Source organism: Mongoliitalea lutea (assembly GCF_014652135.1).
Taxonomy (GTDB): Bacteria; Bacteroidota; Bacteroidia; order Cytophagales; family Cyclobacteriaceae; genus Mongoliitalea; species Mongoliitalea lutea.
In genome coordinates, this window is sequence record NZ_BMYF01000004.1 from 104,914 (window position 1) to 131,605 (window position 26,692).

The 26,692-nt window shown below is 41.4% G+C and carries 25 protein-coding genes; 14 read left to right on the forward strand and 11 right to left on the reverse strand.

Annotation, left to right across the window (positions count from 1 at the left end):
• Positions 1-382: 382 nt before the first annotated feature.
• Entirely contained in the window at positions 383-1,531 is a 1,149-nt protein-coding gene (locus IE080_RS04490; protein ID WP_189579254.1) for a DUF4221 family protein, read from the forward strand.
• Between the two features lie 6 nt (positions 1,532-1,537).
• Here the strand turns inward: IE080_RS04490 and IE080_RS04495 are convergent, their stop codons facing one another.
• On the reverse strand, positions 1,538-3,214 hold the full coding sequence (locus IE080_RS04495) for a DUF8832 domain-containing protein (RefSeq protein ID WP_229800496.1): 1,677 nt from the start codon (positions 3,212-3,214) through the stop codon (positions 1,538-1,540).
• Positions 3,181-3,642, reverse strand: a complete 462-nt coding sequence (locus IE080_RS04500) for a hypothetical protein (protein WP_189579255.1) — start codon at positions 3,640-3,642, stop codon at positions 3,181-3,183. The genes IE080_RS04495 and IE080_RS04500 overlap by 34 nt, the downstream gene beginning before the upstream one ends.
• Positions 3,643-4,055: 413 nt before the next feature.
• Here IE080_RS04500 and IE080_RS04505 point away from each other — a divergent pair, with 413 nt between their 5' ends.
• The 7 genes from IE080_RS04505 (at position 4,056) to IE080_RS04535 (ending at position 12,274) form a co-directional block, all read left to right on the forward strand.
• Complete coding sequence (locus tag IE080_RS04505; RefSeq protein WP_229800497.1) at positions 4,056-5,321, forward strand: glycoside hydrolase family 2 TIM barrel-domain containing protein; 1,266 nt, start codon at positions 4,056-4,058, stop codon at positions 5,319-5,321.
• Positions 5,322-5,345: 24 nt separating this feature from the next.
• Positions 5,346-7,052, forward strand: a complete 1,707-nt coding sequence (locus IE080_RS04510) for a glycoside hydrolase family 3 protein (protein ID WP_189579257.1) — start codon at positions 5,346-5,348, stop codon at positions 7,050-7,052.
• A gap of 18 nt (positions 7,053-7,070) precedes the next feature.
• A complete protein-coding gene (locus IE080_RS04515; protein WP_189579258.1) occupies positions 7,071-8,339 on the forward strand; it encodes a glycosyl hydrolase family 17 protein in 1,269 nt (422 codons plus the stop codon).
• 53 nt (positions 8,340-8,392) lie between these two features.
• Complete coding sequence (locus tag IE080_RS04520; RefSeq protein ID WP_229800498.1) at positions 8,393-10,723, forward strand: MFS transporter; 2,331 nt, start codon at positions 8,393-8,395, stop codon at positions 10,721-10,723.
• A 5-nt stretch (positions 10,724-10,728) separates the two neighbouring features.
• Positions 10,729-11,613 (forward strand): glycoside hydrolase family 17 protein, encoded by an 885-nt coding sequence (locus IE080_RS04525; protein ID WP_189579259.1) that lies wholly within the window; start codon positions 10,729-10,731, stop codon positions 11,611-11,613.
• 141 nt (positions 11,614-11,754) lie between these two features.
• Positions 11,755-11,994 (forward strand): DUF433 domain-containing protein, encoded by a 240-nt coding sequence (locus IE080_RS04530; protein WP_189579260.1) that lies wholly within the window; start codon positions 11,755-11,757, stop codon positions 11,992-11,994.
• Positions 11,995-12,118: 124 nt separating this feature from the next.
• Positions 12,119-12,274, forward strand: coding sequence for a hypothetical protein (locus IE080_RS04535; protein ID WP_229800499.1), 156 nt, complete (start codon positions 12,119-12,121; stop codon positions 12,272-12,274).
• Positions 12,275-12,439: 165 nt separating this feature from the next.
• Here the strand turns inward: IE080_RS04535 and IE080_RS04540 are convergent, their stop codons facing one another.
• Together IE080_RS04540 and IE080_RS04545 are read right to left on the reverse strand one after the other, a co-directional pair.
• The gene (locus IE080_RS04540; RefSeq protein WP_189579261.1) at positions 12,440-12,961 is read right to left on the reverse strand and encodes a hypothetical protein; all 522 of its coding nucleotides are present in this window, start codon (positions 12,959-12,961) and stop codon (positions 12,440-12,442) included.
• Positions 12,961-13,245, reverse strand: a complete 285-nt coding sequence (locus IE080_RS04545; RefSeq protein ID WP_189579262.1) for a hypothetical protein — start codon at positions 13,243-13,245, stop codon at positions 12,961-12,963. The genes IE080_RS04540 and IE080_RS04545 overlap by 1 nt, the downstream gene beginning before the upstream one ends.
• Before the next feature lie 210 nt (positions 13,246-13,455).
• On the opposite strand from IE080_RS04545, the gene IE080_RS19420 reads away from it, so the two are divergent.
• From IE080_RS19420 to hpf, 3 genes are all read left to right on the forward strand, one after another.
• Positions 13,456-13,548: a hypothetical protein gene (locus IE080_RS19420; protein ID WP_229800500.1), complete on the forward strand. Its 93-nt coding sequence runs from the start codon at positions 13,456-13,458 to the stop codon at positions 13,546-13,548.
• Between the two features lie 250 nt (positions 13,549-13,798).
• Positions 13,799-14,683: a tyrosine-type recombinase/integrase gene (locus IE080_RS04555; RefSeq protein WP_189579263.1), complete on the forward strand. Its 885-nt coding sequence runs from the start codon at positions 13,799-13,801 to the stop codon at positions 14,681-14,683.
• A 29-nt stretch (positions 14,684-14,712) separates the two neighbouring features.
• Positions 14,713-15,018 (forward strand): ribosome hibernation-promoting factor, HPF/YfiA family, encoded by a 306-nt coding sequence (gene hpf / locus IE080_RS04560; protein ID WP_189579264.1) that lies wholly within the window; start codon positions 14,713-14,715, stop codon positions 15,016-15,018.
• A 434-nt stretch (positions 15,019-15,452) separates the two neighbouring features.
• On the opposite strand, the gene IE080_RS04565 is transcribed toward hpf, so the two are convergent.
• The 4 genes from IE080_RS04565 to IE080_RS04580 form a co-directional block, all read right to left on the reverse strand.
• Complete coding sequence (locus IE080_RS04565) at positions 15,453-16,622, reverse strand: CynX/NimT family MFS transporter (protein ID WP_373295119.1); 1,170 nt, start codon at positions 16,620-16,622, stop codon at positions 15,453-15,455.
• Between the two features lie 402 nt (positions 16,623-17,024).
• Entirely contained in the window at positions 17,025-18,059 is a 1,035-nt protein-coding gene (gene hemH, locus IE080_RS04570; RefSeq protein ID WP_189579265.1) for a ferrochelatase, read from the reverse strand.
• 98 nt (positions 18,060-18,157) lie between these two features.
• Complete coding sequence (locus IE080_RS04575; RefSeq protein WP_189579266.1) at positions 18,158-19,411, reverse strand: cation:proton antiporter; 1,254 nt, start codon at positions 19,409-19,411, stop codon at positions 18,158-18,160.
• Between the two features lie 7 nt (positions 19,412-19,418).
• Positions 19,419-20,246 carry a universal stress protein gene (locus tag IE080_RS04580; protein WP_189579267.1) on the reverse strand — a complete coding sequence of 276 codons (828 nt, stop codon included), beginning with the start codon at positions 20,244-20,246 and terminating at the stop codon, positions 19,419-19,421.
• A gap of 236 nt (positions 20,247-20,482) precedes the next feature.
• On the opposite strand from IE080_RS04580, the gene IE080_RS04585 reads away from it, so the two are divergent.
• Both IE080_RS04585 and IE080_RS04590 read left to right on the forward strand, forming a co-directional pair.
• Entirely contained in the window at positions 20,483-22,096 is a 1,614-nt protein-coding gene (locus tag IE080_RS04585; RefSeq protein WP_189579268.1) for a M14 family metallopeptidase, read from the forward strand.
• Between the two features lie 11 nt (positions 22,097-22,107).
• Positions 22,108-23,856 (forward strand): M14 family metallopeptidase, encoded by a 1,749-nt coding sequence (locus IE080_RS04590; protein WP_189579269.1) that lies wholly within the window; start codon positions 22,108-22,110, stop codon positions 23,854-23,856.
• Between the two features lie 105 nt (positions 23,857-23,961).
• Here the strand turns inward: IE080_RS04590 and trxA are convergent, their stop codons facing one another.
• On the reverse strand, positions 23,962-24,270 hold the full coding sequence (gene trxA / locus IE080_RS04595; RefSeq protein ID WP_189579270.1) for a thioredoxin: 309 nt from the start codon (positions 24,268-24,270) through the stop codon (positions 23,962-23,964).
• A gap of 180 nt (positions 24,271-24,450) precedes the next feature.
• On the opposite strand from trxA, the gene IE080_RS04600 reads away from it, so the two are divergent.
• Positions 24,451-24,918 carry a hypothetical protein gene (locus IE080_RS04600; RefSeq protein WP_189579271.1) on the forward strand — a complete coding sequence of 156 codons (468 nt, stop codon included), beginning with the start codon at positions 24,451-24,453 and terminating at the stop codon, positions 24,916-24,918.
• Positions 24,919-24,921: 3 nt separating this feature from the next.
• On the opposite strand, the gene IE080_RS04605 is transcribed toward IE080_RS04600, so the two are convergent.
• Together IE080_RS04605 and IE080_RS04610 are read right to left on the reverse strand one after the other, a co-directional pair.
• Positions 24,922-25,893, reverse strand: a complete 972-nt coding sequence (locus IE080_RS04605; RefSeq protein ID WP_189579375.1) for a rhomboid family protein — start codon at positions 25,891-25,893, stop codon at positions 24,922-24,924.
• 4 nt (positions 25,894-25,897) lie between these two features.
• Positions 25,898-26,689, reverse strand: a complete 792-nt coding sequence (locus IE080_RS04610) for a rhomboid family intramembrane serine protease (protein ID WP_189579272.1) — start codon at positions 26,687-26,689, stop codon at positions 25,898-25,900.
• Positions 26,690-26,692: the final 3 nt, after the last annotated feature.

Consider the following 26,692-nt stretch of genomic DNA (forward strand, 5'->3'; position numbering starts at 1 on the left):
AAACCATTAAGGGATTAAGGAAATTAAGGAGGGTCTTAATGACCCTTAATCCCTTAATGGTAAAAAATATACGATATTTTTACTGCAGGACTAGTAAAATTATCCGATAATTTACCTACCGTACTAGTAAAATTATCTGATTTTCCTCTACGCGTAATTAGCTCCTATAGCCTGATAGTACTTAAGGGCAAAAAAATCAACCCTTGCTTTTCACATTAAATTTTTGATTTTTTAAGGTCAGGTGTGTTTTTCGACCTTAAAAGTGATGTGGGAAAATCCATCTGGCATTAGAATTTAAAAATTTTAAGGTAACCGCGTTTCTAAAACAATTTTTTGTTTCTCAATTATTTCATTAACTTTTTAGTATCAAAACTGAAGCTTTATGAAATATACTCCTGCACTTTTCCTGCTCCTTTCTCTTTTCCTTGCCTGCAATCCTTCGAAGGAATCCAAAATAGATTTTAATCAAATCACCCTTACCATGGATACAGTGATGGTAGATCCTGGGGAAGATATTATCAATCTCAGAACAGGACTTTGGAACAGTGTCATCAATGAAGACCTATCCAAACTTTACCTATATGATCAACAGTCATCTGAATTGGCAATTGTAGATTTGAACCGGTTAGTCCTGGAAAAGAAAACCCCTTTCGAACAAGATGGTCCAAACGGCACAGGTCCCTATGTCACTTGGATTAATCTTGTGAATAATGAACGGATTTTACTTGCGAATTTTTCGGAAGTTGCACTCTTTGACCTACAAGCCAACAAACTGAGAACTTATAATCTCAACAAAGAACCTTTTGAAGGCTTGGAACTATCCGAAGGCTCCAATTTCTATCAAAAAGCCATCAGCACGCATGATGGAAATATACTTTGGGGAAGGTTGGGAAGTTTCCAAGGAGTAGAAGAACCATTCATAAAGGCTGATTTTGACAGCAAACGAATCAAAGAAATCAAACTCCCTGGTAAAGAATTGCTTCAAGACTATCCTTTGACCTTGAAAATGGAAAATATGAATGGTGTGATGCCTTCGGTGAAAAGTATCCATAAAGCCAAGGACAAATTAATCCTAGCAAATTCTGCCTATGCTAATTTATTTGTCGTTGATGCCCAGTCGGACAGTGCTTATCAAATAGATTACACGCCCAAACTCACAGCTAAAGGAAAAAAGGGGGGCTACCCGTCTGAGGTGGATTCCGAACAACGCTTCAGAGAAGTAGCAGAGCAAATCCATGCTGAAATCAATTTTATTGCACCTATTTGGGATAATCAAAACAGACGGTTTTACAGGTTTTCTTTTGAAACCAGTCCAACAGGTATATATGATGGCCCACTTTTCAAAATGCCTGAGAATAGACCCATATCAGCAGTATATCTCAGCATATTTGACGAAAACTTGAATCTAATCGGAGAAACATTGACCGACCTGACAGTTGCCCCAACCTATGCCTTCGTGAAAGATGGTGTCATTTGGATTTATATAAATATAGATGATGAACTGGGTTTCGTGAGATTTAGCGTAAATTAATAGCAGTTATATAACCTCCACATCGAAAGCCCCATTAATGATTTCCCCATTGATTTTCACCTGTATCCAGATGCGGTAATCTCCCGGTTGGGGAAAAGCATAGGGAAATCTGACCATGCTATGGTCTTCATGTTCTGCATCAATATAAGGCAAATGCTGCATATCGCCCATCAATAAACTATCTCTAGTCGCATCGGGCAACGCATCCAAATACGCAACCACTCGATCTACGCTATCCAAAAAAGTCAGCTTACCCGGCAAATTACCGAAGCCCGTTTTCCCTGTTTCGAATCGTTCCAAGAGCATTTGCTGGGAACCCATGGAATAGGTGCCTGTGGGGTGCAAATGAATAAAAACCGATCCATCGTGCTTCAACACAACTGCATGCCCCATCATTCCCAGATAGGATTCCAGCTGTGCTGCTTGACCATAGGCATCAAAGAGTGCAAAATCTAAGCTATACAAACGCCCCGCTTCAAACTTACCCGTCTCTGTCTCCCAAATAGCAGAATAGCCCCCCGGCAAATCCGTTTTTATCCCCGGTTTTCCACACACCATAATATCTCCATCCAATAATAATGGTTTGTTGCCAACAGGATTGGAAAAGGTGTAGGTGTCATCCCTTCCTAATTGTACTATCCGATTACTGGCTAATTGAAAATTGGTACTTTCAGGAATAATCAATTCAGAAACAATCGTCTCTGCAAAGCCTGTATAGCGGGTGATGTCTGCAAACACATGATATGCTCCCGCAGGTAATGGAGGCAGTTGTACCTTATAATTCAAGGAATCTATCCTCTTAGGATGTAGGTGGGCAAATACATCCAATTCATTTTTTCGAATCAAAAATAAATGCATCAACTTTCCATGGTCAGGCACCATATAACTCAGTTGCCTAGTAATAGCACCGTATGTTAACTCTGTAGAATCCACTTTCAAATGAAGGTAATTACCATCCGTCTTTTCTACCCAAGTACTTGTTCCACTAAATGGTTGGTATAGCCTTTCATTATACAAGCGAGCTTCCGCATCCCACCAAGCCTTTCCTCCCCATAAAAGTAAGCCAACCACTACCGCACCTACAGCTGTTCCCATCACTCTTTTACGTTGGCCTTTAGGATTTCGTGCTTCTCCTGGCTGCCGAATACTATCGCCCATCGCTGAAGCAAAAATCGTGACTAGTAAAATAACTAGAAACACTCCCAAACCTGTCAACACCATTCCCAACTCCTTGGGCATATCTTTTTGAGCAGTAGGCATAGCCATGATAGGAACTACTGCTTCAAATCTATCAGGACCTTTCGTTAAGATTAGCTGAACACTTGAGGCTCCCATTTGCATAAACCACAGCTCACCCTCATACTTTCCCGGTTCACCGAGAACAGGCTTTAAAACATCTGCTGTAGGCGTGCCCTGTAACCCGGCACTCCAATAGACTGGCCTCGCTTCTAATTGAATACCCTCAGGATTGTCAGGAAGAATTACAGATACTATAGCAATACCAGGGATTACATCAGGAGGGGCAACATTGGCCAAAACCCTGTATTCCCCCATCATCCCTTCGAAGATGACACCGGGACTTCCCACATGACTCATACTTAGGTATGCCAGCGCGAGGATACCGAATAAGAAGTTGATGTTATTCCGAATCATCTTTTTACCTGTTTCATCCAATTGCCCCATGATAAACCAATTCTTGACGAAAGCACTGCAATCGGTAAAGTAATCAAAAGCCCTTTCACTAAAGACCATCCTGTATCTACATATTCAGGATGGAAATTATAACGTATGAAAGAATCCGGTGGAGTCATATATGCCCAGGATGACCTTCCAAAAAACCAGCCTCGGGCAGCTTCTGTCTGTAAGAATTCAGCGAAATACCACTGGGCTGGAACAAAAAGAAGTAAGAAAACAACAGCCAACAAACCCGCTAGCAACCATTTATTCATTTTCTTGGATCTCATAAGTACCAAATCTATTCCGATGGCAGGCACTATCAACAGAACAGGAAAATGATAGGGCTGCATATGCGTAATGAAGTTGTAAATAGGACTCAACAAAGGCTCAGCAGGAAATAATGGCAAAACCGCTGTTAGTGAGTATGTTTTCATAGGGAAAAGATTTATCGAATTATAATCAATTGTTTTAAAGGAAGAAAATGGAAGATACTCGGGATTAATGATCAGAAATCTTTTCTGAGCCTTTGGATAACAGGTAACTTGAACTATTTACCATGAAATTCGAAACTCAAATCTTCATTTTTCATGGTAAAAATTAAAACTACACAAAATCACCTGTAGAATCACTACTAGGCCTTTTAATCTAAAATAATAGCACATTCAAGCATCTTTTGAAGTTTTGTAGTAGTCAAAAGAAAGAATTGATGTATTGTCTTCTTTTGATTTTTTAGCCATATTCGACTATTTACACTTCCATTCTGGAGATTATTGTTTGCAGTTTCACGAGGAAGCTGCATGTTTTTATATTTTCTGTTATGAAGTACCTAAACCCATTAGCATTTTGCATGCTCTTTTTACTAGCATGTGTGAGTGCTCAAAATAACCAAATTACCGTCATCCACGATGACTCCGGCATGCGGCTGCAAGTCGATGGCAAGGATTTTATGGTCAATGGTATGAACTGGGATTACTTCCCCATCGGCACCAATTACAATTACAATCTTTGGAAAAAATCTGATGCATTCATCCAAAAAGCCTTGGATGATGAAATGTCACTGTTGCAAACAATGGGCGTCAATGCCATTCGAGTGTACACAGGCATACCTGCCAAGTGGATTACCTACATCTATGAAAATTATGGAATTTACACCATGCTCAACCATTCCTTTGGGAGATATGGGGTAGAAGTAGACGCAACTTGGATGGCAAACACGGAATATGCGGACCCTAGAGTTCAAAAAATTCTTCTGGATGAAGTGCGCCAAATGACTCAGGATTATAAAAATACTCCGGGTTTATTGTTATACTTATTGGGCAATGAAAACAATTACGGACTTTTTTGGGGAGGAGCTGAAACAGAGGATATTCCTGTTCAGGACAAGGAATCTACCAAGCGGGCAAGGGCCATGTACCGCTTATTCAATGAGGCTACGCTGGAAATGAAAAAAATCTCCACCAATCACCCGGTTTCGATTTGTAATGGAGACTTGTTGTTCTTAGAAATCATCGCAGAGGAATGCAAAGACATTGACATTTTTGGCATCAACATTTACAGGGGTGTCTCTTTCGGAGATACTTATGATAGAGTACTGAAGGAATTAAACAAACCCGTGCTGTTGACAGAATTGGGGGCGGATGCCTATCACTCTATCAAAAATGAGGAAGACCAAGAATCCCAAGCTATGTACTTGGTGGCCAATTGGAAAGAAATGTATGAGCAGGCTGCAGGAATGGGGAAAGCGGGGAATTCACTGGGAGGATTCACCTTTCAATTCAGCGACGGTTGGTGGAAAGTCGGACAAACCAGAGACCTCTCTAAACACAACACAGAATCAACTTGGTCCAATGGAGGGTACTTCCATGATTTTATCGAGGGGCAAAATAACATGAATGAGGAGTGGTTTGGTATCTGCGCCAAAGGACCTACAGATAATCAAGGGCACTACAGTCTTCATCCGCGTGCCGCTTACTTTGCCCTTCAGCAAGTTCATCAATTAGATCCTTATGCAAAAGGAATGACTCCGGAGCGTATTCAGCAACATTTTGATACGATAAATCTGCAAGAGTCTGTTGCTAAGGCTAAATCTTTTCAGGAGGGGCCCGATACATGAATACATTCAAACGCATACAGACGAATGGAAGAACAAATTGAAGCTTTACTTTCCCAAATGACCTTGGAGGAGAAAATTGGGCAAATGACCCAAGTCCGTCATTTTGATGATATCAGCGAAGCGGACATCCAAACCAAGTTCATTGGCTCGGTTATACATACGCAGGGTCCACTACCTGGAGAAAACGCTATTGAGTGGCAGGAAAAATTTACTGCTTTACAAAAGCAGGCACTTGCTACCCGCTTAGGAATTCCTTTGATCTTTGGAGTAGATGCAGTCCATGGACAAAACACCTATGAAGGAGCAACCATCTTTCCTCACAATATTGGTTTGGGAGCGGCAAATAATGCAGAATTGGTCGAAAAAGCTGCCACCATCACCGCAATCGAATCCAAAGCTACCGGCTTCAATTGGGTTTTTTCTCCGTGCGTAGCCATTCCTTACAATGAAAAATGGGGACGTGTATATGAAGCATTTTCTGAAAGCACAGAAATAACCACTAAACTCACCAAAGCATCCGTGAAAGGTCATCAAGGACCTGATGGAAATTCGGGAGTAATGGCCACTGCCAAGCATTTCATTGGAGATGGTTCTACAGACAATGGCGTGGAAGGCGGAAATACAACATTAAGCGAGGATGAAGTCATGAAAAGACTGCTCCCACCCTACCAAATAGCAATTGAGGCTGGCATTGCATCCATCATGGCCTCATTCAACACCTTACATGAAGTCCCCATGCATGCGCATAAAGAATTGCTAACAGGGCTAATAAAAGAGACACTGGGCTTCCAAGGAATCTTAGTTTCAGACTGGAAAGCCTATTCCCGCTTTGGGCAAAATGCCATCATCAATGCAGGAGTCGATGTGGTCATGGCTGTGGATGGGGATTTGGACATGTTCCAGGAAGGTGTAAAAAAAGGTGTGTTGGAGGGAGAAATACCCGAGGAGCGCATCAATGATGCAGTCCGAAGAATTCTCAGACAAAAATTCAGATTCGGCGTTTTTGACAACCCCTTCCCAGACAAAAGTTTAATACAGAAAATCGGAATTCCAGAACACCGGGCTGTGGCCAAGCAAGCCGTTAGAGAATCTTTGGTGTTATTGAAAAATAAAAATAATATCCTCCCACTCAAAAAATCATCAAAAATTGTGGTAGTGGGAGCGTTTGCCCATAATTCCGGCCTTCAATCAGGAGGTTGGACTATAAACTGGCAGGGAACAGAAGAAAACTATGCGGGTGCTACGACTATTTTGGAAGGAATCCAACGCTTCGCAGGTGAAGAGGTCATCTACGATAAGGATGGTACAGCTGCGGTAGAAGATGTAGATGTCGCTATTATTGTAGTCGGGGAAAAACCTTATGCAGAGTTTTTTGGAGATATTGGGGGACACATGGATTTATTCCAGCATACCTTAACAGAAGCACACCAACAACTGATTCAAACCTATGCTGACAAAGGAATCCCAACCGTAGTCGTACTGATTTCCGGTAGAGCCTTGGTTGTAACCGAGCAAGTGGAGCAAAGTGATGCTTTTGTAGCGGCTTGGCTTCCCGGATCTGAAGGAGATGGGATTGCAGAAGTACTCTTTGGGCAATTTGACTTCAAAGGAAAACTTCCTCATTCTTGGCCCAAATCAGTAGCGGATTTCGATGGGAAATATGGTCCAAATTATTGGGACACATCCATCACGCCTCTTTTTCCCATTGGTTTTGGATTAACTTATTTGTAGCACCTAAACAATAATCCCATGAAATCTAACTTCATTAAGTCTCTTTGCATATGGGTATCATTAGCAGCTGGCTTTTCATGCAGTAGTAATCAATCAACAGAACAATCAGATAAATCTATAAAAGAAGTGACAGCACAAGATATTTTAGGTAATCCGGCCTACAGGGCTATTTCGTACGAAGGGTATAGAGAGAAATCACGAGAGATTCAACCCACAGTAGCACAATTGAAAGAAGATGTGAGGATTTTACACGCGATGGGTATCCGACTCCTTCGGACCTACAATGTACAGTTTGCACATGCATCCAATTTGCTCCAAGCAATCTCCGAAATTAAGGCAGAAGACCCCAGCTTCGAAATGTACCTGATGTTAGGCGCATGGATAGACTGTAAAAATGCATGGACCGGCATGGAGCCAGACCATAACATTGAGAGTGAACAAAACGAAGAAGAAATCAACCGAGCCGTAGCGCTTGTCAATCAATATCCCGATATCGTTAAAATCCTTGCCATTGGTAATGAAGCAATGGTCAAATGGGCAACAAGCTATTATGTGCAGCCAGATGTCATCCTCAAGTGGGTGAAACATACCCAGGCTTTAAAAGCAGAAGGAAAACTTCCAAAAGATTTATGGATCACGAGTTCCGATGACTTCTCCTCTTGGGGTGGTGGTGGCCCGGAATATCATATAGAAGACCTGAATGAATTGATTCGCTCCGTGGACTTTATTTCCATGCATACCTATCCTTACCATAACTCCCACTACAATCCAGATTTCTGGAGAGTTCCTGTGGAGGATTCTAAATTGACTGAAATCGAAAAAGTTGACAGAGCCATGATCCGCTCTTTAGAATTTGCCAAAGCACAGTACGATTCGGTGACCAATTACATGAAAAGCATTGGCGTAAATAAGCCTGTCCACATTGGTGAAACCGGTTGGGCATCTACTTCAGATGGATTATATGGACCGGAAGGCTCTAGAGCTACCGATGAGTACAAGCAGGCTAAATTTCACCAACTGATGCGTGAATGGACCGATGCGGCAGGTATTTCCTGCTTCTATTTTGAAGGATTCAATGAACCTTGGAAAGACGCCACCAATCCAATCGGTTCAGAAAACCATTTTGGATTATTCACAGAAAAAGGAGAAGCTAAATACGCCTTATGGGATTTAGTAGATCAAGGTGTTTTTGATGGGCTTACCAGAGATGGCAATCCAATCACTAAGACTTTTGGAGGGGACAAAGAAAAAATGCTTCAGACAGTGATGGCTCCGCCTGCGAAATAACATACACTTTAACCACTGACATACCATTACAATTAACCACACAACCCAAAATTATGTCAACAACCGCTCGTACAGTCCCTATGGGGCAAAAGATTGCCTTCGGGATGGGCATGCTTGCCAACCAAATGTTTCCCGCTTCACTAGGAATATTTATGGTCGTGCTGGTACAAAATCTGGGATTCCCCGGATGGATGTGGGGGGTAGTCTATTTCCTCCCACGGGTACTTGACGCTGTAACTGACCCTATCATGGGCTTCATCTCTGACAACACAAAGTCCGTTTGGGGTAGAAGGCGTCAATATGTATTTCTTGGAGCCATCATCATGGGAGTTGCTTTCACAGGAATGTGGCAACTATACGGAGAAAATAGTGTAAGCTATAATTTCACCTATTTCTTACTAGGTTCATTTGGCTTTTACATAGGCTTGACCATTTTCAGTGTGCCATATGTCGCTATGGGATACGAAATGAGTGAAGACTTTCACGAGCGTACCCAGATTATGGCGATTGCCCAGTGGATAGGGCAATGGGCATGGGTAATAGCCCCCTGGTTTTGGGTGATCATGTACGATCCTAGCTGGTTTCCAAGCCCAGAAGCTGCTACGCGCCAATTGTCCATCTGGGTAGCTGTCGTCTTTTCTGTCTGTGCGATGATTCCAGCGATTTTCATCTCCAGTAAATCTACCAAAAATGAAAATTTTTCCCCACTTACATTTAATGCTATTGGGGATAGTGTTGCGCAGATTATCAAAGGATTTAGAGAAGCTTTTGCTTCAAGGCCATTCCGCAAGTTGTGCATTTCTACATTTTTTATCTTCAATGCATTCAATACCGTAGCCGGTTTTGTATTCTTCATCGTCGTATGGCATTTGTTTAATGGAGATGCTGGAGCAGCAGGTTATTGGACTCCGATTTTTGGTAGTGTAGGCGCATTGGTGACCACCTTTATTGTGATCCCGATTGTAGCAGCTATGTCAAGAAAAATTGGAAAGAAAAACGCTTTCATGGTATCTCAGGGAATTGCCTTGATAGGCTATGCTTCTTTATGGTTTCTTTTTGTACCCGGAAAACCTTGGATGTTTATTTTCTCCCTACCCTTCCACTCATTTGGCATAGGAAGTCTTTTTGTGCTGATGATGTCCATGACTGCGGATGTCATTGACTTGGACGAATTGAATTACGGAGTCCGAAGAGAAGGCGTGTTTGGAGCAATCTATTGGTATATGGTGAAGTTTGGTTTCGCCATTGCCGGTGGCTTGAGCGGGGTGATTTTGACAGTGGTAGGATTTGATGGCAATGCTGCGGTACAGCCAGAAGGTGCTGTGGATGGGCTAAGGATCTTCTTCTCTGGATTACCCATGCTTGGAACCATGGCAGCTATGTACCTCATGCATGATTACGATGTAGATGAAGAACGAGCCAATCAGATCCGTGCGGAATTGAATGCCAGAAAAACAGGAAAAACTGAAGTAACCATCCCACTTTACCGATCCGAAACATCCTTGGTAGTCGCACAACGGGAAGCCTTGAAAACAGATATAGACCTAACTGCACATTCACCTGCGGAAGTGAAAAGCCTTTTCAATGGAATCTTAGGAAGTGGTCTCCATGGTATCTGTTTCAGCCCATACTTAGAAGGACAACAAATTGGCGACCCATTGAGCGAAGAACAGATTTACCGAAGAATGGAAATCATCGCTCCACATACGGAGTGGATACGTTCTTTTTCTTGCACCGGTGGCAACGAACTGATTCCTAAAGCTGCTCGAAAGTTTGGTTTGAAAACCATGACCGGAGCTTGGGTTGATGCGAATAAAGAGATGAATTTACAAGAAATCAACTCTTTGGTGGCGCTCGCTAAAGAAGGCTTGGTGGATATTGCTGTGATTGGCAATGAAGTACTGATGAGAGGTGACCTGACCTTAGAAGAACTCATTGCCTATATCCATCATGTGAAAAAGGAAATCCCCCATGTACCAGTCGCTTATGTAGATACCTACAATCAATTCCTTTCCCATCCTCAACTCATGGAAGCCTGCGATGTGATTTTGGTTAACTGCTATCCGTTCTGGGAAGGAATTCATATTTCCCATGCGAGCAGCCATTTAAGCAACATGTATGAATTGGTTAAAAATGCATCCAACGGAAAGAAAGTGATCATCACCGAAACAGGCTGGCCGGATAAAGGCACAGCCCTGCACGCAGCCGAACCATCGGCAGAGAATGCTGTACACTACTTTATCAATGCCCAACGCTGGGCTAAGGAATCCCAGGTGGAACTCTTCTACTTCTCCTCATTTGACGAATCTTGGAAAGTAAGACAGGAAGGAGATGTAGGCCAATCTTGGGGTTTATGGAATAAACACGAACAACTAAAATACTGATTACTATGTCATTTAATGCTGACAAAGTCCTGGCGCTGACGGGACGTAATTTTGAAGGACTATCCAAAGAAGAACTTTCAGCACTTTACAATGAAGTACTGGAGTCCGGAATGCACGGATTATGCTTTAGCCCTTATGTAGAGGGTCAACAACCGGGTGATCAACTGACGGAAGAGCAAGTTCGCCGAAGACTGGAAATCATTCGCCCTTACACGAAATGGGTGCGCTCATTTTCTTGTACGGAGGGAAATGAATTGATTCCTATCATCGCCAAAGAGCTTGGGATGAAAACACTTGTAGGAGCTTGGCTGGGGAAAGATGATGCTATCAACCAAGCAGAAGTGGCCGGATTAATTAAGTTGGCTAAGGAGGGTTATGTAGATATCGCAGCTGTCGGCAATGAGGTAATGTACCGTAAAGACCTAACGGAAGATGAGTTACTAGGCTTTATTGAGCATGTGAAACAAGCCATTCCGAAAGTGCCGGTAGGCTATGTAGATGCCTATTATGAGTTTGAACTGAAACCTCGCATTACTGACGCTTGCGATGTGATTTTGGCCAATTGCTACCCATACTGGGAAGGCTGTATGCAGGAGTACTCCTTGGTGTATATCAAAGATATGTATCAGAGAGCGCTAAGAGCTGGCAAAGGCAAAAAGGTAATCATCACCGAAACAGGATGGCCAAGCCAAGGCACTCCCCTGTATGGAGCTGTCCCTTCCGATGAAAACTTTATGAAGTACTTTATCAATATGCAAACCTGGTCCAAAGTGGACAACATAGACATGCACTACTTCTCTTCCTTTGATGAGTCGTGGAAAGTCGGAGCAGAAGGTGATGTAGGTGCCTATTGGGGTATCTGGACCAAAGACGAGGAGCTGAAGTACTGAGTAGGAGAGCTTTTAAAAAAATTGCCCTCAATCGGATTTGATTGAGGGCAATGATCAACAGATTTTAATAACGCTCTCATGGTTATTGACAATGAAATAATTTATCAATCTACTATTCAAGGCATTTAGTATATTTGATGTATGAATTGGAAAGAACGGATTGTTTCTGACAAAAATGTGCTAATGGGCAAACCTATTATCAAAGGTACGCGCATTTCAATCGAGTTTATTTTGGATAGACTAGCTAATGGCTGGTCAGAAGAAATGATTTTACAATCTTACCCTTTATTGACAAAAGAAGATCTACTTGCTGTTTATTCTTATTTGAATGACCTTGAGAAGGATGGGCTGGTCTATGAAATCAGAGCGAAAGCTTTATGAAATTTTAGCCCTATTTCTATTGGCGAAATTTTATTTGACCTTATAACTAGAGGTATTGATTTTTCTAATAGCTTTACAGTTGTCGATAAAAACTCCATACGGATAAGAAAATATTGAAAACTTTATGAAATCCTTCTTCAAAAGGCAAACTTGGTCCAAAGTGGACAACATAGACATGCACTACTTCTCTTCCTTTGATGAGTCGTGGAAAGTGGGGGCAGAAGGTGATGTAGGTGCCTACTGGGGCATTTGGACCAAAGACGAGGAGCTGATGTACTGAGGAGTAAAGATTTTTAAAAAGAAAACACCCTTTATCAAAATTGATAAAGGGTGTTTTCTAACCATTAAAACAATTAATATATTGAAAGCATAACCTACCAAACTCTACACATTGCAACATAAATCCTAGATGTTTGGCATCATCTAAGAGATTCAACACTAAATTCTATAACCGGTAATTCAAACCTAAAAAATTTCTAATTATTCCATCTCCAAAATAAGAAGGTTCAAACATAAGGTAAACAGGTTTTTGATTATTTAAGGTCAAGATAGGAATTAAAACTTTGAAATACGCTCCAAAACCAGGCATATTATATTGTCTTTGATGAAAGTTAAACACTCCCTGAATTCCTCCTCCTAGCTGAACTTTATGTTGATTAACTTCCATTCCAGTAGTCCAAATCCTTCCAATTTGCAAATTAGAAGACCAACCCCTAAAGCTATTGATTTCTTCCCCTAATGGCCTTGTTGAAAATTTTGTAGCTAAGACATTAACATGCCATCGATTTAAATCTTCATTCAGATCAAACCCCGCTCCAATAAAACCTCCAAATACAGTTAAATCTTTTGAAATAATGGTCTGCAATCCCGGACCCGCACTAAAGGAAAATTTAGAAGATGATTGACAATATACAGATTGTAGTGATAGTATAAATACCAATACATATAAATACGATTTACCTAACATTATAATGTGATTTCTGGGACCAAAATAAATTCAAACAATTCCTTTCTTGCCTCATAATCTTTTAAGACTTCTCCCATAAACAAACTTAACTCTTTTAACTTGCTTTCATACTCACTTAACTCTTTGCCTTTATTGATCTCCAATAACTCTTGGACTAAAAAATCATCCTGTCCAGCATCTTGACAGGAACTAATCACTACTACTCCTAAAAGTAAAATAGATAGATAGATAGATAGATAAATAGATTCTTTTTCATACTTTTTAATTTGGTTTATGAATTTCAAATCTATGAAATAAATTTGTTAAATCTTTAGTTTAATATCCTAATTTTTTTATTTTTTTTTGTTTTATTATAATTCTATCAATTATTTTATTTTTTTTGAATATGTAAACTATTAATGACCGAATTATCTTCAATTTGAAAACATTTTAAAACATATTAACCATAATTATCAATAAATTATCTCGAGGACGAAAAACGGGTTAGTGCGCATTTGGTTTTATCTTACCTTAAGGATTTAGAGCAGTTTCCTAGGTTCGTAAGACAACACTTGAACTCAATTGAATCGAGCTGTACCTGTCATTGAAATATTTATGAAATCCTTCATCAAAAGGCAAACCTAGTCTAAATTGGACAACATAGACATGCACTACTTCTCTTCCTTTGATGAGTCGTGGAAAGTGGGGGCAGAAGGTGATGTGGGGGCCTACTGGGGCATCTGGACCAAAGATGAGGAGCTGAAGTACTGAGAGTAGGAGAGCTTTTAAAAAAATCGCCCTCAATCGGATTTGATTGAGGGCGATTTTTTTACAAATTTCCCTTACCTTCATTTTCCTATGGTAGAATCATTTATCAATTACTTGGAATACGAAAAGCGGGCGAGTGCGCATACGGTTTTAGCTTATCGTAAGGATTTGGAGCAGTTTGCGGAGTTTTGTAAGACATCCTTTGAAAAGGAGGATATCAGCTTGGCCGAACATGCCGAAATCCGAGCTTGGGTGATTGATTTAGTGGATACCAAGTTGAGTCCAACATCTATCAATAGAAAAATAGCCACCCTCCGCTCATTTTATAAGTTTCTCCTCCGCTCAGGTGAAATCTCCAAAGACCCAACCTATAAAATCAAAGCGCTGAAAACGCCCAAGCGACTACCTGAATTTGTCCAAGAGGAGGCCATCGATAAAATCCTAGAAGAAATCAATTATCCTATCGACTTTGAGGGACAGCGAGACCGCATGGTCATGGATTTTTTGTATTTGACAGGAGTACGTCTTTCAGAACTTACTCAGCTCCAATGGAAAGATATAGACCTAGCCCAGCAGCAAGTCAAGGTATTCGGAAAACGCAAAAAAGAAAGAATAATTCCCATCATTTCGAGGCTTCAGGAAAATATAATTTCATACAAAAAAGTATTTGAAGAAACATTTCCGAATACAAAAGAAAGTGACTATTTTATCGTTACTAAAGAGAAGGAGCAAGCATACCCTATGATGATATATCGAATTGTCAGACATTATTTAGATCTCTTTGCTCAAACGACCAAGCGAAGTCCGCATTTGTTGAGACATACCTTTGCCACCCACTTGCTTAACAAAGGGGCAGATCTCAATGCAGTGAAAGACCTTTTGGGACATGCTAACCTCGCTGCAACGCAGGTGTACACGCATAATTCTATGGAAAAACTCAAGGCTGTGTATAACCAAGCACATCCGAAAGCTTAATATACGTTTAACTTTAAACCAGTAATGTTATGAAACTTCAAATGCATTCCATCCATTTCGACGCAGACCAAAAGCTGATCGACTTTATCCAGAAAAAAGCGGATAAATTGGATACGTTTTACGACCGCATTGTCGATGGTGAAGTTTTTATGAGACTTGACAAAAACGAAAAGAATGAAAATAAAATTGTAGAAATCAAACTCAATGTGCCCGGCAAAATACTCTTTGCCAAGCAACAAGCGGACTCCTTCGAAGCTGCTACGGACGAAGCCGTCGAAGCACTCCGGAGACAATTGAAGAAGTTTAAAGAAAAAGTGGTTCTCGCCCACCAATAACAACAAGCCTCGCATAAGCGGGGCTTTTTTTGTTAGAAAAACCCTGAAATATGATTCCTTCGGAAAAGAGTAACCATTAAGCAATTAAGGAACATGAAGAAAAACATTAATACCCTTAATACCTTAATGGCAACAAAACCATAGACCGAGATTTTTGAAGGAAAAACGAACCATTAAGGAGTTAAGGGACATGAAGAAAAACATTAATACCCTTAATTCCTTCATGGTAAAAAAACCATGGAACAAGATTCCTTCGGAAAAGAGTAACCATTAAGGAGTTAAGGAATATGAAGAAAAACCTTAATCCCATTAATTCCTTCATGGTAAAAAATCCACAGAACAAGATTTCTTCGAAAAAGAGAAACCATTAAGGAGTTAAGGAACATGAAGAAAAACATTAATACCCTTAATTCCTTCATGGTAAAAACCATTCTCTAAATTTTTTTCGCAACACCTGATTTCCACCCAAAATAGGTAAACAATAAGCTACAAACTAGCAGCAAATAAATCAACAAATTCCAATCCTGCCAGATATCAAAAGCAATTCCAAATAGTAAAGGACCCAATGCGGCCAGATAATATCCCGTCGATTGAGACATGCCTGAAAGAGAGGCAGTGGTTTGTTCGGCATCAGTTCTCAGACCAATCAAGGTATAGGCTAAAGAAATACTAGAACCCAAACCAATTCCAACTAAGGTCAAACCAGCGTAATTGATCCAAAGACTTCCACTAAACAAGGTCATGAATCCAATCACATACATCCCACCCAAAACCAAAACCATCCCCACCTGATCTTTGAACTTCACCGCAATAATCGGCGCCAAAAAAGATCCTACTAATCCCACCAATTGCATCACCGAAATTAACACACCCGCCTCCACAGGACTCAATCCCCGATCAATCATCATATCCGGCAACCACGCTACGATGGTAAAAAATAATAAAGACTGAACTCCCATAAACAGACTCACCTGCCAAGCCAAGCGGGATTTCCATACATTGACCTTGGGAATATCTGATTGTTGCTGCTTTCCTTGAATCTTGACAGCTGCTTGAGGAGCCCAAACCAAAATTCCGATAAGGAGTAACACAGCCCAAAACAACAAAGAACCTCGCCAGCCCCAATCCAAGTCCAACGCCAAAGGAGCCGAAATCCCCGATGCAATCGCCGCAAATAAAGTCATCCCGGTAGTGTAGGAGGCCGTGGCAACACCGATTTTGTGAGGCAAACGGTTTTTAATCAATGGGATCAAAAGCACATTACAAATGACAATCCCTACCCCTGTGATGCCAGTCCCCACAAACAGAAGCCATGAACCTCCCTGAACTCGTAGAATTGTACCTGCTAAAATGAGTATCAAGGCCCAAAAAATCGCTTGCGAATTCCCCAAGCGCTTGCCTATTGCTGCCGAAAACAAGGAAAAGGTCGCAAATGTCAACAAAGGTAAGGTAGTCAGAAAACCAGCCCAGCCATTGCTCAAACCCAAATCCTCCCGAATCATTGGAATCAAAGGCCCTACAGCTGTGATCGAAGGCCGCAAATTAAAAGCAACCAACAAAATCCCAAAAAACAAAAACCCATTACTCTGGGCCAACTTTTTTATTTCCACCTTTTTTGTTCTAAACCGCAAAGATGCAAAGGCAACACAAAGAACCCAAAGAATATTTCTCTCTCCCAGCACCCTCTGCGCAAAACTTTGAGATCTCCGCGGTTACAATTTCCTGGAAACGAATCGCCCTTTACAACCCACCACCCCTATTTCAATCCTTATTTCCACTTTATTTCAACCTTATTTCAATCCACTAAGAATATCACTCTCAAGCTTTCCAAAACACCTCTCCGCGCCCTCTGCGCAAAACTTTGAGATCTCCGCGGTTACAATTTCCTGGAAACGAATCGTCTTCATTAACCCACCGCCCTTATTTCCACTTTATTTCAACCTTATTTCATTTCAGGACTGCATATAATATCAATCAATATCTAATATCAACCAATATCCCTCAAATCAACTATTCTCCTCCACCAATTCCTTCACACACTCCACCCAAGTATCATTGGAATTTAAGCTTGGTACCAGATCCCATTGTTCCCCACCCAATTCGATAAATTCTTCTTTATATTCCTGTCCAACTTCCACGGTAGTTTCCAAGCAATCCGCTACGAATGCTGGAGAGAACACCAACACTTTTTTGATACCATCTTTTGCCAATTCCTCGATCACATCTTCAGTATACGGCTGAATCCAGGTATCCTTGCCTAGTCGTGACTGAAAACAGGTGATGGTTTTTTCCATAGGAATTCCCAATTTCTCCGCAATCAGGCGGGTCGTGTAGAAACACTGCCCTCTGTAGCAAAACTGGTTTTTCTTGGTATAATTTCCACAGCATTTATCACTCAACTGACAATAATTATCTACTGAGCCTTTCTTTATCTGTCTTGCAGGCAAGCCGTGGTAAGAAAACAGGTATTTATCATATTCCTGTTTAGCCATCCACTCACGCCCCAATTCAGCCCAAGCTTCCAAGAATAAAGGATGATCCACGAAATTATTTACAAAGGAGATATTAGGAATGATCTGCCAGGTACGGGCAATTTCCATCACTTTGTCTACTACAGAACCATTGGTTGCAGAAGCATACTGAGGGAATAAAGAAATCACAATGATCTTTCTGACATTGGCTTTATTCAGCTTTTTCAAACCCTCCTCAATGCTTGGGGATTGATAGCGCATGGCCATTTCGACCACATACTTATCCTTATCCAGTTTTTCGGCCACCTTATCTCTCAGGTCCACTGTATGGAACATCAAAGGAGAACCTCTTTCTTCCCAGACTTTTCTATATTCAGCCGCAGATTTAAAAGATCGGAATGGTGCAATAATCAAATTCACCAACATCCATCTCGGAATGAAGGGAAAGTCAATCACTCGCCCATCCATTAAAAACTCTCTCAAATATTTTCTAACATCCCCTGTAGCCGTGCTATCCGGAGTACCCAAGTTGACGAGCAATACGCCAATTTTAGCTTTATTTTTACTCATGATATATCTTTAGTAACGTCTTATTCCAAATAGAAACCAAAAGTACTGCCTTTGGTTGCAATTTACCAATTGAATCTTTGTATCATTGATTGATCGAATTAGGTGGCCGCAGCTTGTTCTTCCTTCGCAGCCTTCAATGACCATTTCATCAACGGACCACTACTCATGCTGGTTACAATGGCCATGATCACAAGGGCCACAAAGAGCTTCTCCCCGATCAATCCATTTTCCAACGCAATCAAACCCAAAATAATTTCCATCGCACCACGGGCATTCATTCCAAAACCAACCGCTAATGATTCTTTGACATTGAAGCCTCCCTTGTAAGCGCCAAATCCACTACCGACAATTTTTCCTGCAAAAGAAATCACTAGGATGGCAAGTGTAAGCAGTAAATCAAAATTGGTAAAGAAGTTAATCTTTAAGCCGATAGATACGAAGAAAAGCGGCGCAAAGATGTTATTGATAAATTGATGCACAATTTCTTTGGCACGCTCAGACATATGTTCGGAATCTCCTAAGGCAACACCCAATAAAAAGGCTCCAAAAATCGCATGGATTCCCAACCATTCCGTAAACGCAGCAGCCATAAAACAAAACGCCATGGAAAGGGATAGTACCCCACCTGGCCATGCTAACTTTTTATTGATCCAAGGCAATGCTTTGTTGATGATAAACTTCCCGATGGTCAACATAAAAAAGGTAAACAGCAGTGTGATGCCAATCGTCTGCATCAAAGACAGGTTTCCTGCTTTGCCCATAAAGGATAGAATCACGGAGAAAATCAACCATCCAATGATATCGTTGACCATGGCAGAAGCTACTATCAGCATCCCCATTTTAGTTTTGAATAAATCCAAATCCATCAAAATCCGAACCACGACCGGCAGTGCAGTAATCGACATGGCTGTTCCCATGAAGAGTGAAAACAGCAATCGATCCCCCTCCGCCAAGCCAAAGAACTCAGGAAAATAGTACGGGAATACAAAGCCCAAAACAAATGGCACTACCAATCCAAGCAAACTGATACTCAAAGCAGATTTTCCCTGAGACCAAACCAAATGCAACTCGACTTCTAGTCCTGCAATGAACAGCAACAATACAACCGCTATTTGCACAAAACCATCCAGAGCCAAGTTTGCGTTAGGATTGCTCATAAAGAGTGTTTCGTGAAACTCCGGAAAAAATGTACCCAATATCGTCGGACCCAATAAAATCCCTGCAAGTAATTCACCTACTACCGCAGGCTGCTTAAACTTCTGTGCAATTTCCGCAAAGACTCTCGCCAACAGCAACATGGCTGCAAGCATCAGAAATAGATTGACTACATCTTGATGTGATAAATGTTCCATGCTACGGTTACTTTTTGACGATTAATAAATTACAAGGAAGATCACTGAGAATCTCCTCCAAATCATGGGGAAACAATCGGTCCAATAACCCAAGTTTTCCCTCATCCCCTACTATTAATAAGTCAGCCTTCACGTCGGTTGCAAATCTCGCCAATTCCACTGCCCATTTACCACAGGTAATTTTGATATGTACTTTCAAATTCCCTTTATCCAATCCTTTCAAAATATTTTCCACATAAGCCACTTCTTCCGCTACCAGCTTCCTTCGGGTATTGGCTATTTCACTTTCTCCTCCTTCTCCAGCTGTGGCCATTTGCATTCCGTACATTTTAATTTCATTCACGATAAATACCTGCTTGGCCTGATCAACCTTACACCAGTCTAATCCCCTCGCAATAACACGGGGCGTTTGCTCTTGTTGCGTCCCATTGATTACCACCTTATCAAAAGGGGTTGGCTTTTCCAATGGTTCAATCAGTATGAGAACAGAACATTTAGACTTACGAATAATCTTCCGGGCTATAGACCCAATGTAGTATTGTAGTAAGCCCTCCTGTTTTAAAGCGCCCGCAACTAGTAAGTCCACCCCTTGTTTTTCACATACTTCCATGATTTTATTGGCAGGCTTTCCTTGTTCCCAAAAAACTTTTGTCTTTTGATGAATTCCCATATCCTTCAGGATTTGAGTCAACATATTCATTTGGGACTCATCTTGTTCCCCAACATGAATCAGGACCAGTTCAGCATCAAAAACCTCTGAAAGACGTTTGGCTTCAGCTATCAAAGCTGAAAAACGAGGAGAAAAAGCAATGGCAAGGGCAATCTTTTTAAACATAACGGCAAAGTTTCATGGGGTAAAATACCAATTTTATTTGCTTTTGGGTAAGAAAAATCAAAGAGTTTGAGGAATGGCAAATACTTCCTCCCATTTATCCAACACTTTTACCACTTAGCAAAGCTTTAGTCGTGCTAGACGAAGGGCATTCCCAAGAGCGATAATTTTTTCGTAACATAGGGCTCGATTAGCTATTCATGCTGATCCAAATCAATCGGAATATAACCTGATAATTTATGAAGAAAAACCTACTATCATGGGTTGCCGGTGCTGGAATGCTGTTTGCGATTCAGGCCGAATCCTTGGCTCAGCGGGATTATCCTACCCTTAGCCAAATGACCCAACGGCTGCAAGCCATCTCGGGTAGCGGCAGCACAGCCAAACTCAGTTCCTTAACCAAGACTGAAGGCGGAAAAGACATTTGGGTACTCAAAGTCGGAAAAGGCGACCTTGACAACAAACCTGCCATTGCCGTGGTCGGCGGAGTGGAAGGCTTCCACGTATTGAGCGTAGAACTAGCACTTCAATTTGCCGAGTCATTGGTAAAAGACAACAGTGCGACACTGGATAGAAATACCTTTTACATATTTCCCAACATGTCACCAGATGCTTATGAGCAATACCATGCATCTTTAAAATACGAGCGAAGAGGAAATGCCGCAAAAGTAGACCACGATAGAGACGGGCAAGTTTCTGAGGATGGCTATGTTGACCTCAATAAAGATGGATTGATCACGATGATGCGTGTAGAAAGCCCGATGGGTGACTATTATGTACATGAAAAAGATCCCCGCGTAATGGTCAAAGCAGACAGAAGTAAGGGAGAAAGAGGTACACACCTCTTGATGACCGAATCCCGTGACAATGACAAAGATGGCAAATTTGGTGAGGACTTAGAAGAAGGAATTGCCTTCAACCGTTCCTTAACCTACAAATTCCCGATTTTCACTCCACTAGCAGGTGACTTTGCTGTTTCCCAAGTAGAAGGAAGAGCCATGTTGGATTATTTGTTTGATCAGTGGAATATCTTCGCAATTTTCACCTTCTCTCCTGCGAATAACTTATCTTCTCCATTGAAATACAATGCGGCGGATGCACGCAAGAGAATCGTAACTTCTATGTTGGAAAAAGATGTGGCCATCAACAGCATGGTTTCTGGAATTTACAACAAAACAGTAACCCCAAAAGCATACAATCAGACTAACCAAGGTACTGACGGAGATTTCTTCCAGTGGGCATATTTCCACTTTGGAAGATTAAGTTTCTCTACACCAGGATGGTGGGCACCTGAGTTTAAGGATGCCGATGGCAAATCAAATCCAAATGCAGAAGCAAATTTCCTTGCTTGGGCAGACAGTGAGGGCATAGATGCATTTGTGGACTGGCAGTCCGTTTCCCATCCGGACCTTCCCGGTCAAAAAGTGGAAGTTGGAGGTATCAAGCCATTTGTCATGTACAATCCTCCATTTGAAAAAGTAGCTGACATTGCAAAAGAACACAATGAGTTCATCTTGAAACTCGCGGAGATGAGTCCAAAATTGGAGTTTCATAACCTGCAAACGGAAAAATTAAGCAATGGCCTGACACGCATCACCGTCGATCTGTTCAATAACTCCCCACTGCCAACACACTCTGACATGGGTGTGCGATCCAGATGGTTGAGAAGAGTTCGGGTAGATATCAACCGCGATGCGAAAGACTTAATTGCCGGTGATAAAATCAAGTTGATCAATAAAATCGACGCTTTTGACAAGACCACGTTGACTTGGGTAGTAAAAGGCTCGGGAAGTGTTGACATCAAAGCAGGTGCAGCACATACAGGATTTGCTACGTTAAACGTGAAACTTTAATCCATCAAGCCATGAAATTTAAAAATTTAGTATATACAGGCCTGATCGGAGCAGCATTGTGCTTCACGGGCATACAGGAATCCACTGCACAGGTAGCTGACGGAAGATATTTCCGTGCACTTGGAACCCCTCATAATCCCAAAGTTCCCGTATCATGGAACCGCTACCACACCAACTTGGCTTTGGAAGAAATCATGAAGGATATGGCCAAAAAGCACCCCAATATCGTCAAGCTCCAAAGCATTGGAAAATCTTACCAAGGCAATGACATTTGGGTCTTAACCATAACTGACTTCAGCACAGGAAAAGCTGAGGATAAACCCGCCATGTGGATTGATGGAAACATCCACTCCAATGAGATCCAAGGCACCGAGTTTACCCTCTACACCGCTTGGTATTTGGCAGAGATGTATGGGGATTTAGATTTTATTACTCAATTATTGAAAGATAAAACCTTCTACATTGCTCCTACGATCAACCCAGATGCACATGATTACTTCATCAAAGAAGCTAACAATCAAAACTCCCCACGTTCGGGAATGATGATTTTTGATAATGACCGTGATGGAGAATTTGGAGAAGATCCTTTTGATGATTTGAATAAGGATGGTCATATCACCATGATGATCCGTAAATCCCCTACCGGTAGATTTATCAAAGATAAAATGGATCCGCGCAAACTTGTAATGGTCGGTCCTGACCAACAGGGTGAATACGAAATGCTGGGCTATGAAGGTATCGACCGAGATGGAGACGGGGTTGTGAACGATGATGGTATCGGATACTATGACCCTAACAGAGACTGGGGTTGGAACTGGCAACCTGACTACATTCAATCAGGAGCTTTACGCTATCCATTCTCCGTGCCTGAAAATAGAGCAGTAGTGGATTTCGTCATGAAGCATCCAAACATTGCAGCAGCTCAATCTTACCACAATTATGGAGGGATGATTCTTAGAGGCCCTGGTGCTGAAGAGGATTTGGGTACATACAATGCTACAGATGTACGCGTATATGATGCCATCGCTAAAAAAGGAGAAGAGTTTATGCCGGGCTACAGATATTTGGTTGTGTACAAAGATCTTTACTCAGTATTTGGTGGACAGCTAGATTGGTTCTATGGAGGTAGAGGTATTTTCACCTATTCGAATGAGTTGATGACTTCTTACTTGTATTTCCATACAAATGCTGGAAGAAACAATCAGGATGAACAGTTCAAAGCTGACGACTACTTACTATTCGGTGATGCATTCGTCAATTGGGAGGAGTATGACCATCCTCAATATGGCAAAATCGAAATCGGAGGTTTCAAAAAGAACTTTGGTAGATTACATCCAGGTTTCTTGATGGAAACAGATGCCCACAGAAATGCCGCATTTACGATTCTTCATGCTTACCATACTCCCAAGCTTTCTGTTTCTGATGTGAAAGAAAAAGATTTGGACGGGGGCTTACGTGAGATCACAGCGACGATCTACAATGAGCGCATGATTCCAACACACTCTTCTCAAGATTTGAAATACAAAATTGAGCGTCCGGATTATATCAGCATTTCCGGTGCCAGAGTTGTGGCAGGTTTTGTGGTAGAAAACGAGGATTTCAACAAACTTGCAGAGCAAAAAGTCAATCCTGAAAAAATCTCGGTTGACAATATCCCCGGCATGGGTGCTGTAAAAGTTCGTTGGATCGTCAGCGGTAACAGCAATTACAGCATTACGGTGGATTCCGCCAAAGGTGGCAAAGCCAGCTGGAAAAAATAAAAAAGAAAGGCTGAAATTAACGCCATTAATTACATTTAAAAGCCTGAGAGCGCTAGTTCTCGGGCTTTTCTAGTTAAAGTTTCACAGAAAAATGTTCAATTGTCATTACGAAACAAAAGCCTTCATGGCCTGCAACAAATCCCGCTTGGTCATATAGCCACCTTTTCTCCACAAGATTTTTCCCCGCTTAAACAAGATGTAATGCGGAATCGAGCGCACGCCAAATTGCAAACTTACCTGAGGATTACGATCCACATTGAGTTTAAAAAGTTTGACTTTGCCTCCCAACTCTGCAATAACCTGTTCCAACAAAGGGTTCATCGTTTGGCAGGGCGCGCACCAATCCGCATAAAAATCCACCAATACCAATTCATCGGATTGATTGACCACATCTTTAAATTTCTTCTTTGCCATCTACCGCTAATTTTTCACAAAAATACAAGCTAGCGATTAATTCTCAATTTCATCTGACTACCTTACTATTTCTTAAATGAAAGAAGAATTTGATGATTTAAAAATCTTTTACACATAAATCCCTCACCATGCTTGGGGAACTTTCATTTTTTACCTAATTTGAAAACAAAGAAAAAATCTATGAAAAAGCTAGTGATCATCTGCTTGATTTTTGGTGTAGTTGCGATTGCGCAAGCACAGGAACAAGGAGACTTTCGAGTACAATTGGGTGGTGAGTATAAACTCCAAATTCAGGATTTTGGAGCCAATGCAGGTGTAGAGTATTTCTTTGCAGATAAATTTGCTCTTGCCCCCAATTTCACCTATTGGTTTCCACAGGTCGGACGGAGTATGAACTTCAATATGGACCTGCGCTATTACCTGACCGAAGGAGTATCTCAAGTCTATGTATTGGGTGGTTATAGCAACTATTGGATCAATCTACAACCGGGTATCCCAGGCTTGAACCAAACTAGACCGGGTGGAAATTTTGGCCTAGGAGCCATGATTGCACTCGTTGACGGAATTGGCTTAAATACAGAATTTAAAGTTCAAAGCCAAAACACCAGACAACCAGTCTTACGGGTAGGATTGGTTTTTGGGTTGTAAAGATTACTTCTTCGAAAACTCGAATAATTTTCGCTTCTCTTCCTTGCTCAACGCTTCATAGCCCTTATCAGCAATTTTATCCAGAATTGCATCGATCTCCTCTTGCGTAGCTTCTTTTCCTCCACTTCGGAGCGGATTACTTCCTTTGTTGGTAGTAAATCCTTCAAATTTAGAACTACTGCTAGAGCTGCTACTGGCTGTTGATGAGGAAGACGTAGGCGTTTTCTGCTTTCTATAGGAAACACGGACTTTTGGGCGTTTTTTCAATAGGTTTTCGAAAAACAAACCAATGGCCTGAATGGGGATACCCCAGTCTTTTCCCTTTCTCAATTGATTGATATAAAGGAAACCAAGAAGCGCACCTCCCAAATGGGATAGTTCGCCGCCCGCATTGGAACCAATTGAATTGGCAAAAGCGATCAGTACGTAAAAAATAGCGATGTATTTGATTTTGACCGGGCCGAGCAATAACAAATGGAAAGTGGTATTCGGAGCTAAGGTAGCTGCACCTACCACGATTGCATAAACACCAGCACTAGCACCCAGCATTCGGGCTACATCTACAGTGTTAGAAAAATAAGGAGATAGGTTGTACATGACGATATACAACATAGCACCCGTCAAGCCACCTAGAATGTATAGGTTGGCTAACTTTCTACTTCCAAGATACTCGTGTACCAACAAGCCAAACCAATACAGGAAGAGCATGTTGAAAAGGATATGAAAGACACCTTCATGGAAAAACATATAGGTCAATAAAGACCAAGGCTGAATAATCAAGTTTTCCAAAGAAGCCGGCACCATCAAAACCGAACGGAAGGATTGATAAACATCTCCCAAACCAGCCAAGGTTAGGACCACCCGCAACACCAACATCACTGCAAACACCATCAAGTTGATCGCAATAATTTTGAACAAACTATTATTGCTTTCCTTGAATGCGTTTTTCAAATTATGCCAAAATCCTCCGTACATCATATCAGTAGAAACTATCTCGTTTTTTTCTCCAGTAAGTTACTAAAATCGCTCCAATCACCAATCCGCTTAGGTGAGCAAAATGCGCCACATTATCTAACGGATTATTATTGATGACGTTGTAAACGGTATACAAACCATATACCAAAACCAAGTACTTTGCCTTTACCGGCATGGGTGGAAACAGCAGGAATAGCTGCGTATTAGGAAACAGCATTCCAAATGCTATCAATACCCCAAACAATGCACCCGAAGCACCCACCATCGGAATATTCGCTTGAATATTTCTGACTTGGCTCATATTTTCCCGAGCACGTTGCTTCAACTCTTTGCTTTCAGGGTTTCTGCTAAAGTTATCAATAAAATCAAATACTCCCGTTCGGAATAAATGCCTATTTTCTTTGACAAAATCATTGAAACGCTCCGGCGTAGGATCATTGTTGAATGCAGCTATCTCTTGATCCAATGAATTCATTCTATAGGCGGTATAGCCCGAGTACAGCAAGCCGGAACCCACTCCACAGACAAGCCATAAGGTCAGGAGTTTTTTAGGACCCAAATACTGCTCCAATAAAGGTCCAAAGATGAACAGCCCAAGCATATTCGAAAACAAATGCCATCCATCAGCGTGCAAAAACATATACGTCAGAAACTGAAAAGGCAAAAACTTGCTGCTATGAATATAATAAAGCGCACCAATGGCTTTCAATTGGGGCATGATCATGGCTGAAACAAAATAAATCAGCACCGTAATCAAGAGCAGGTTTTTTACTACAGGAGTTAAGTTTCTGAACATAGC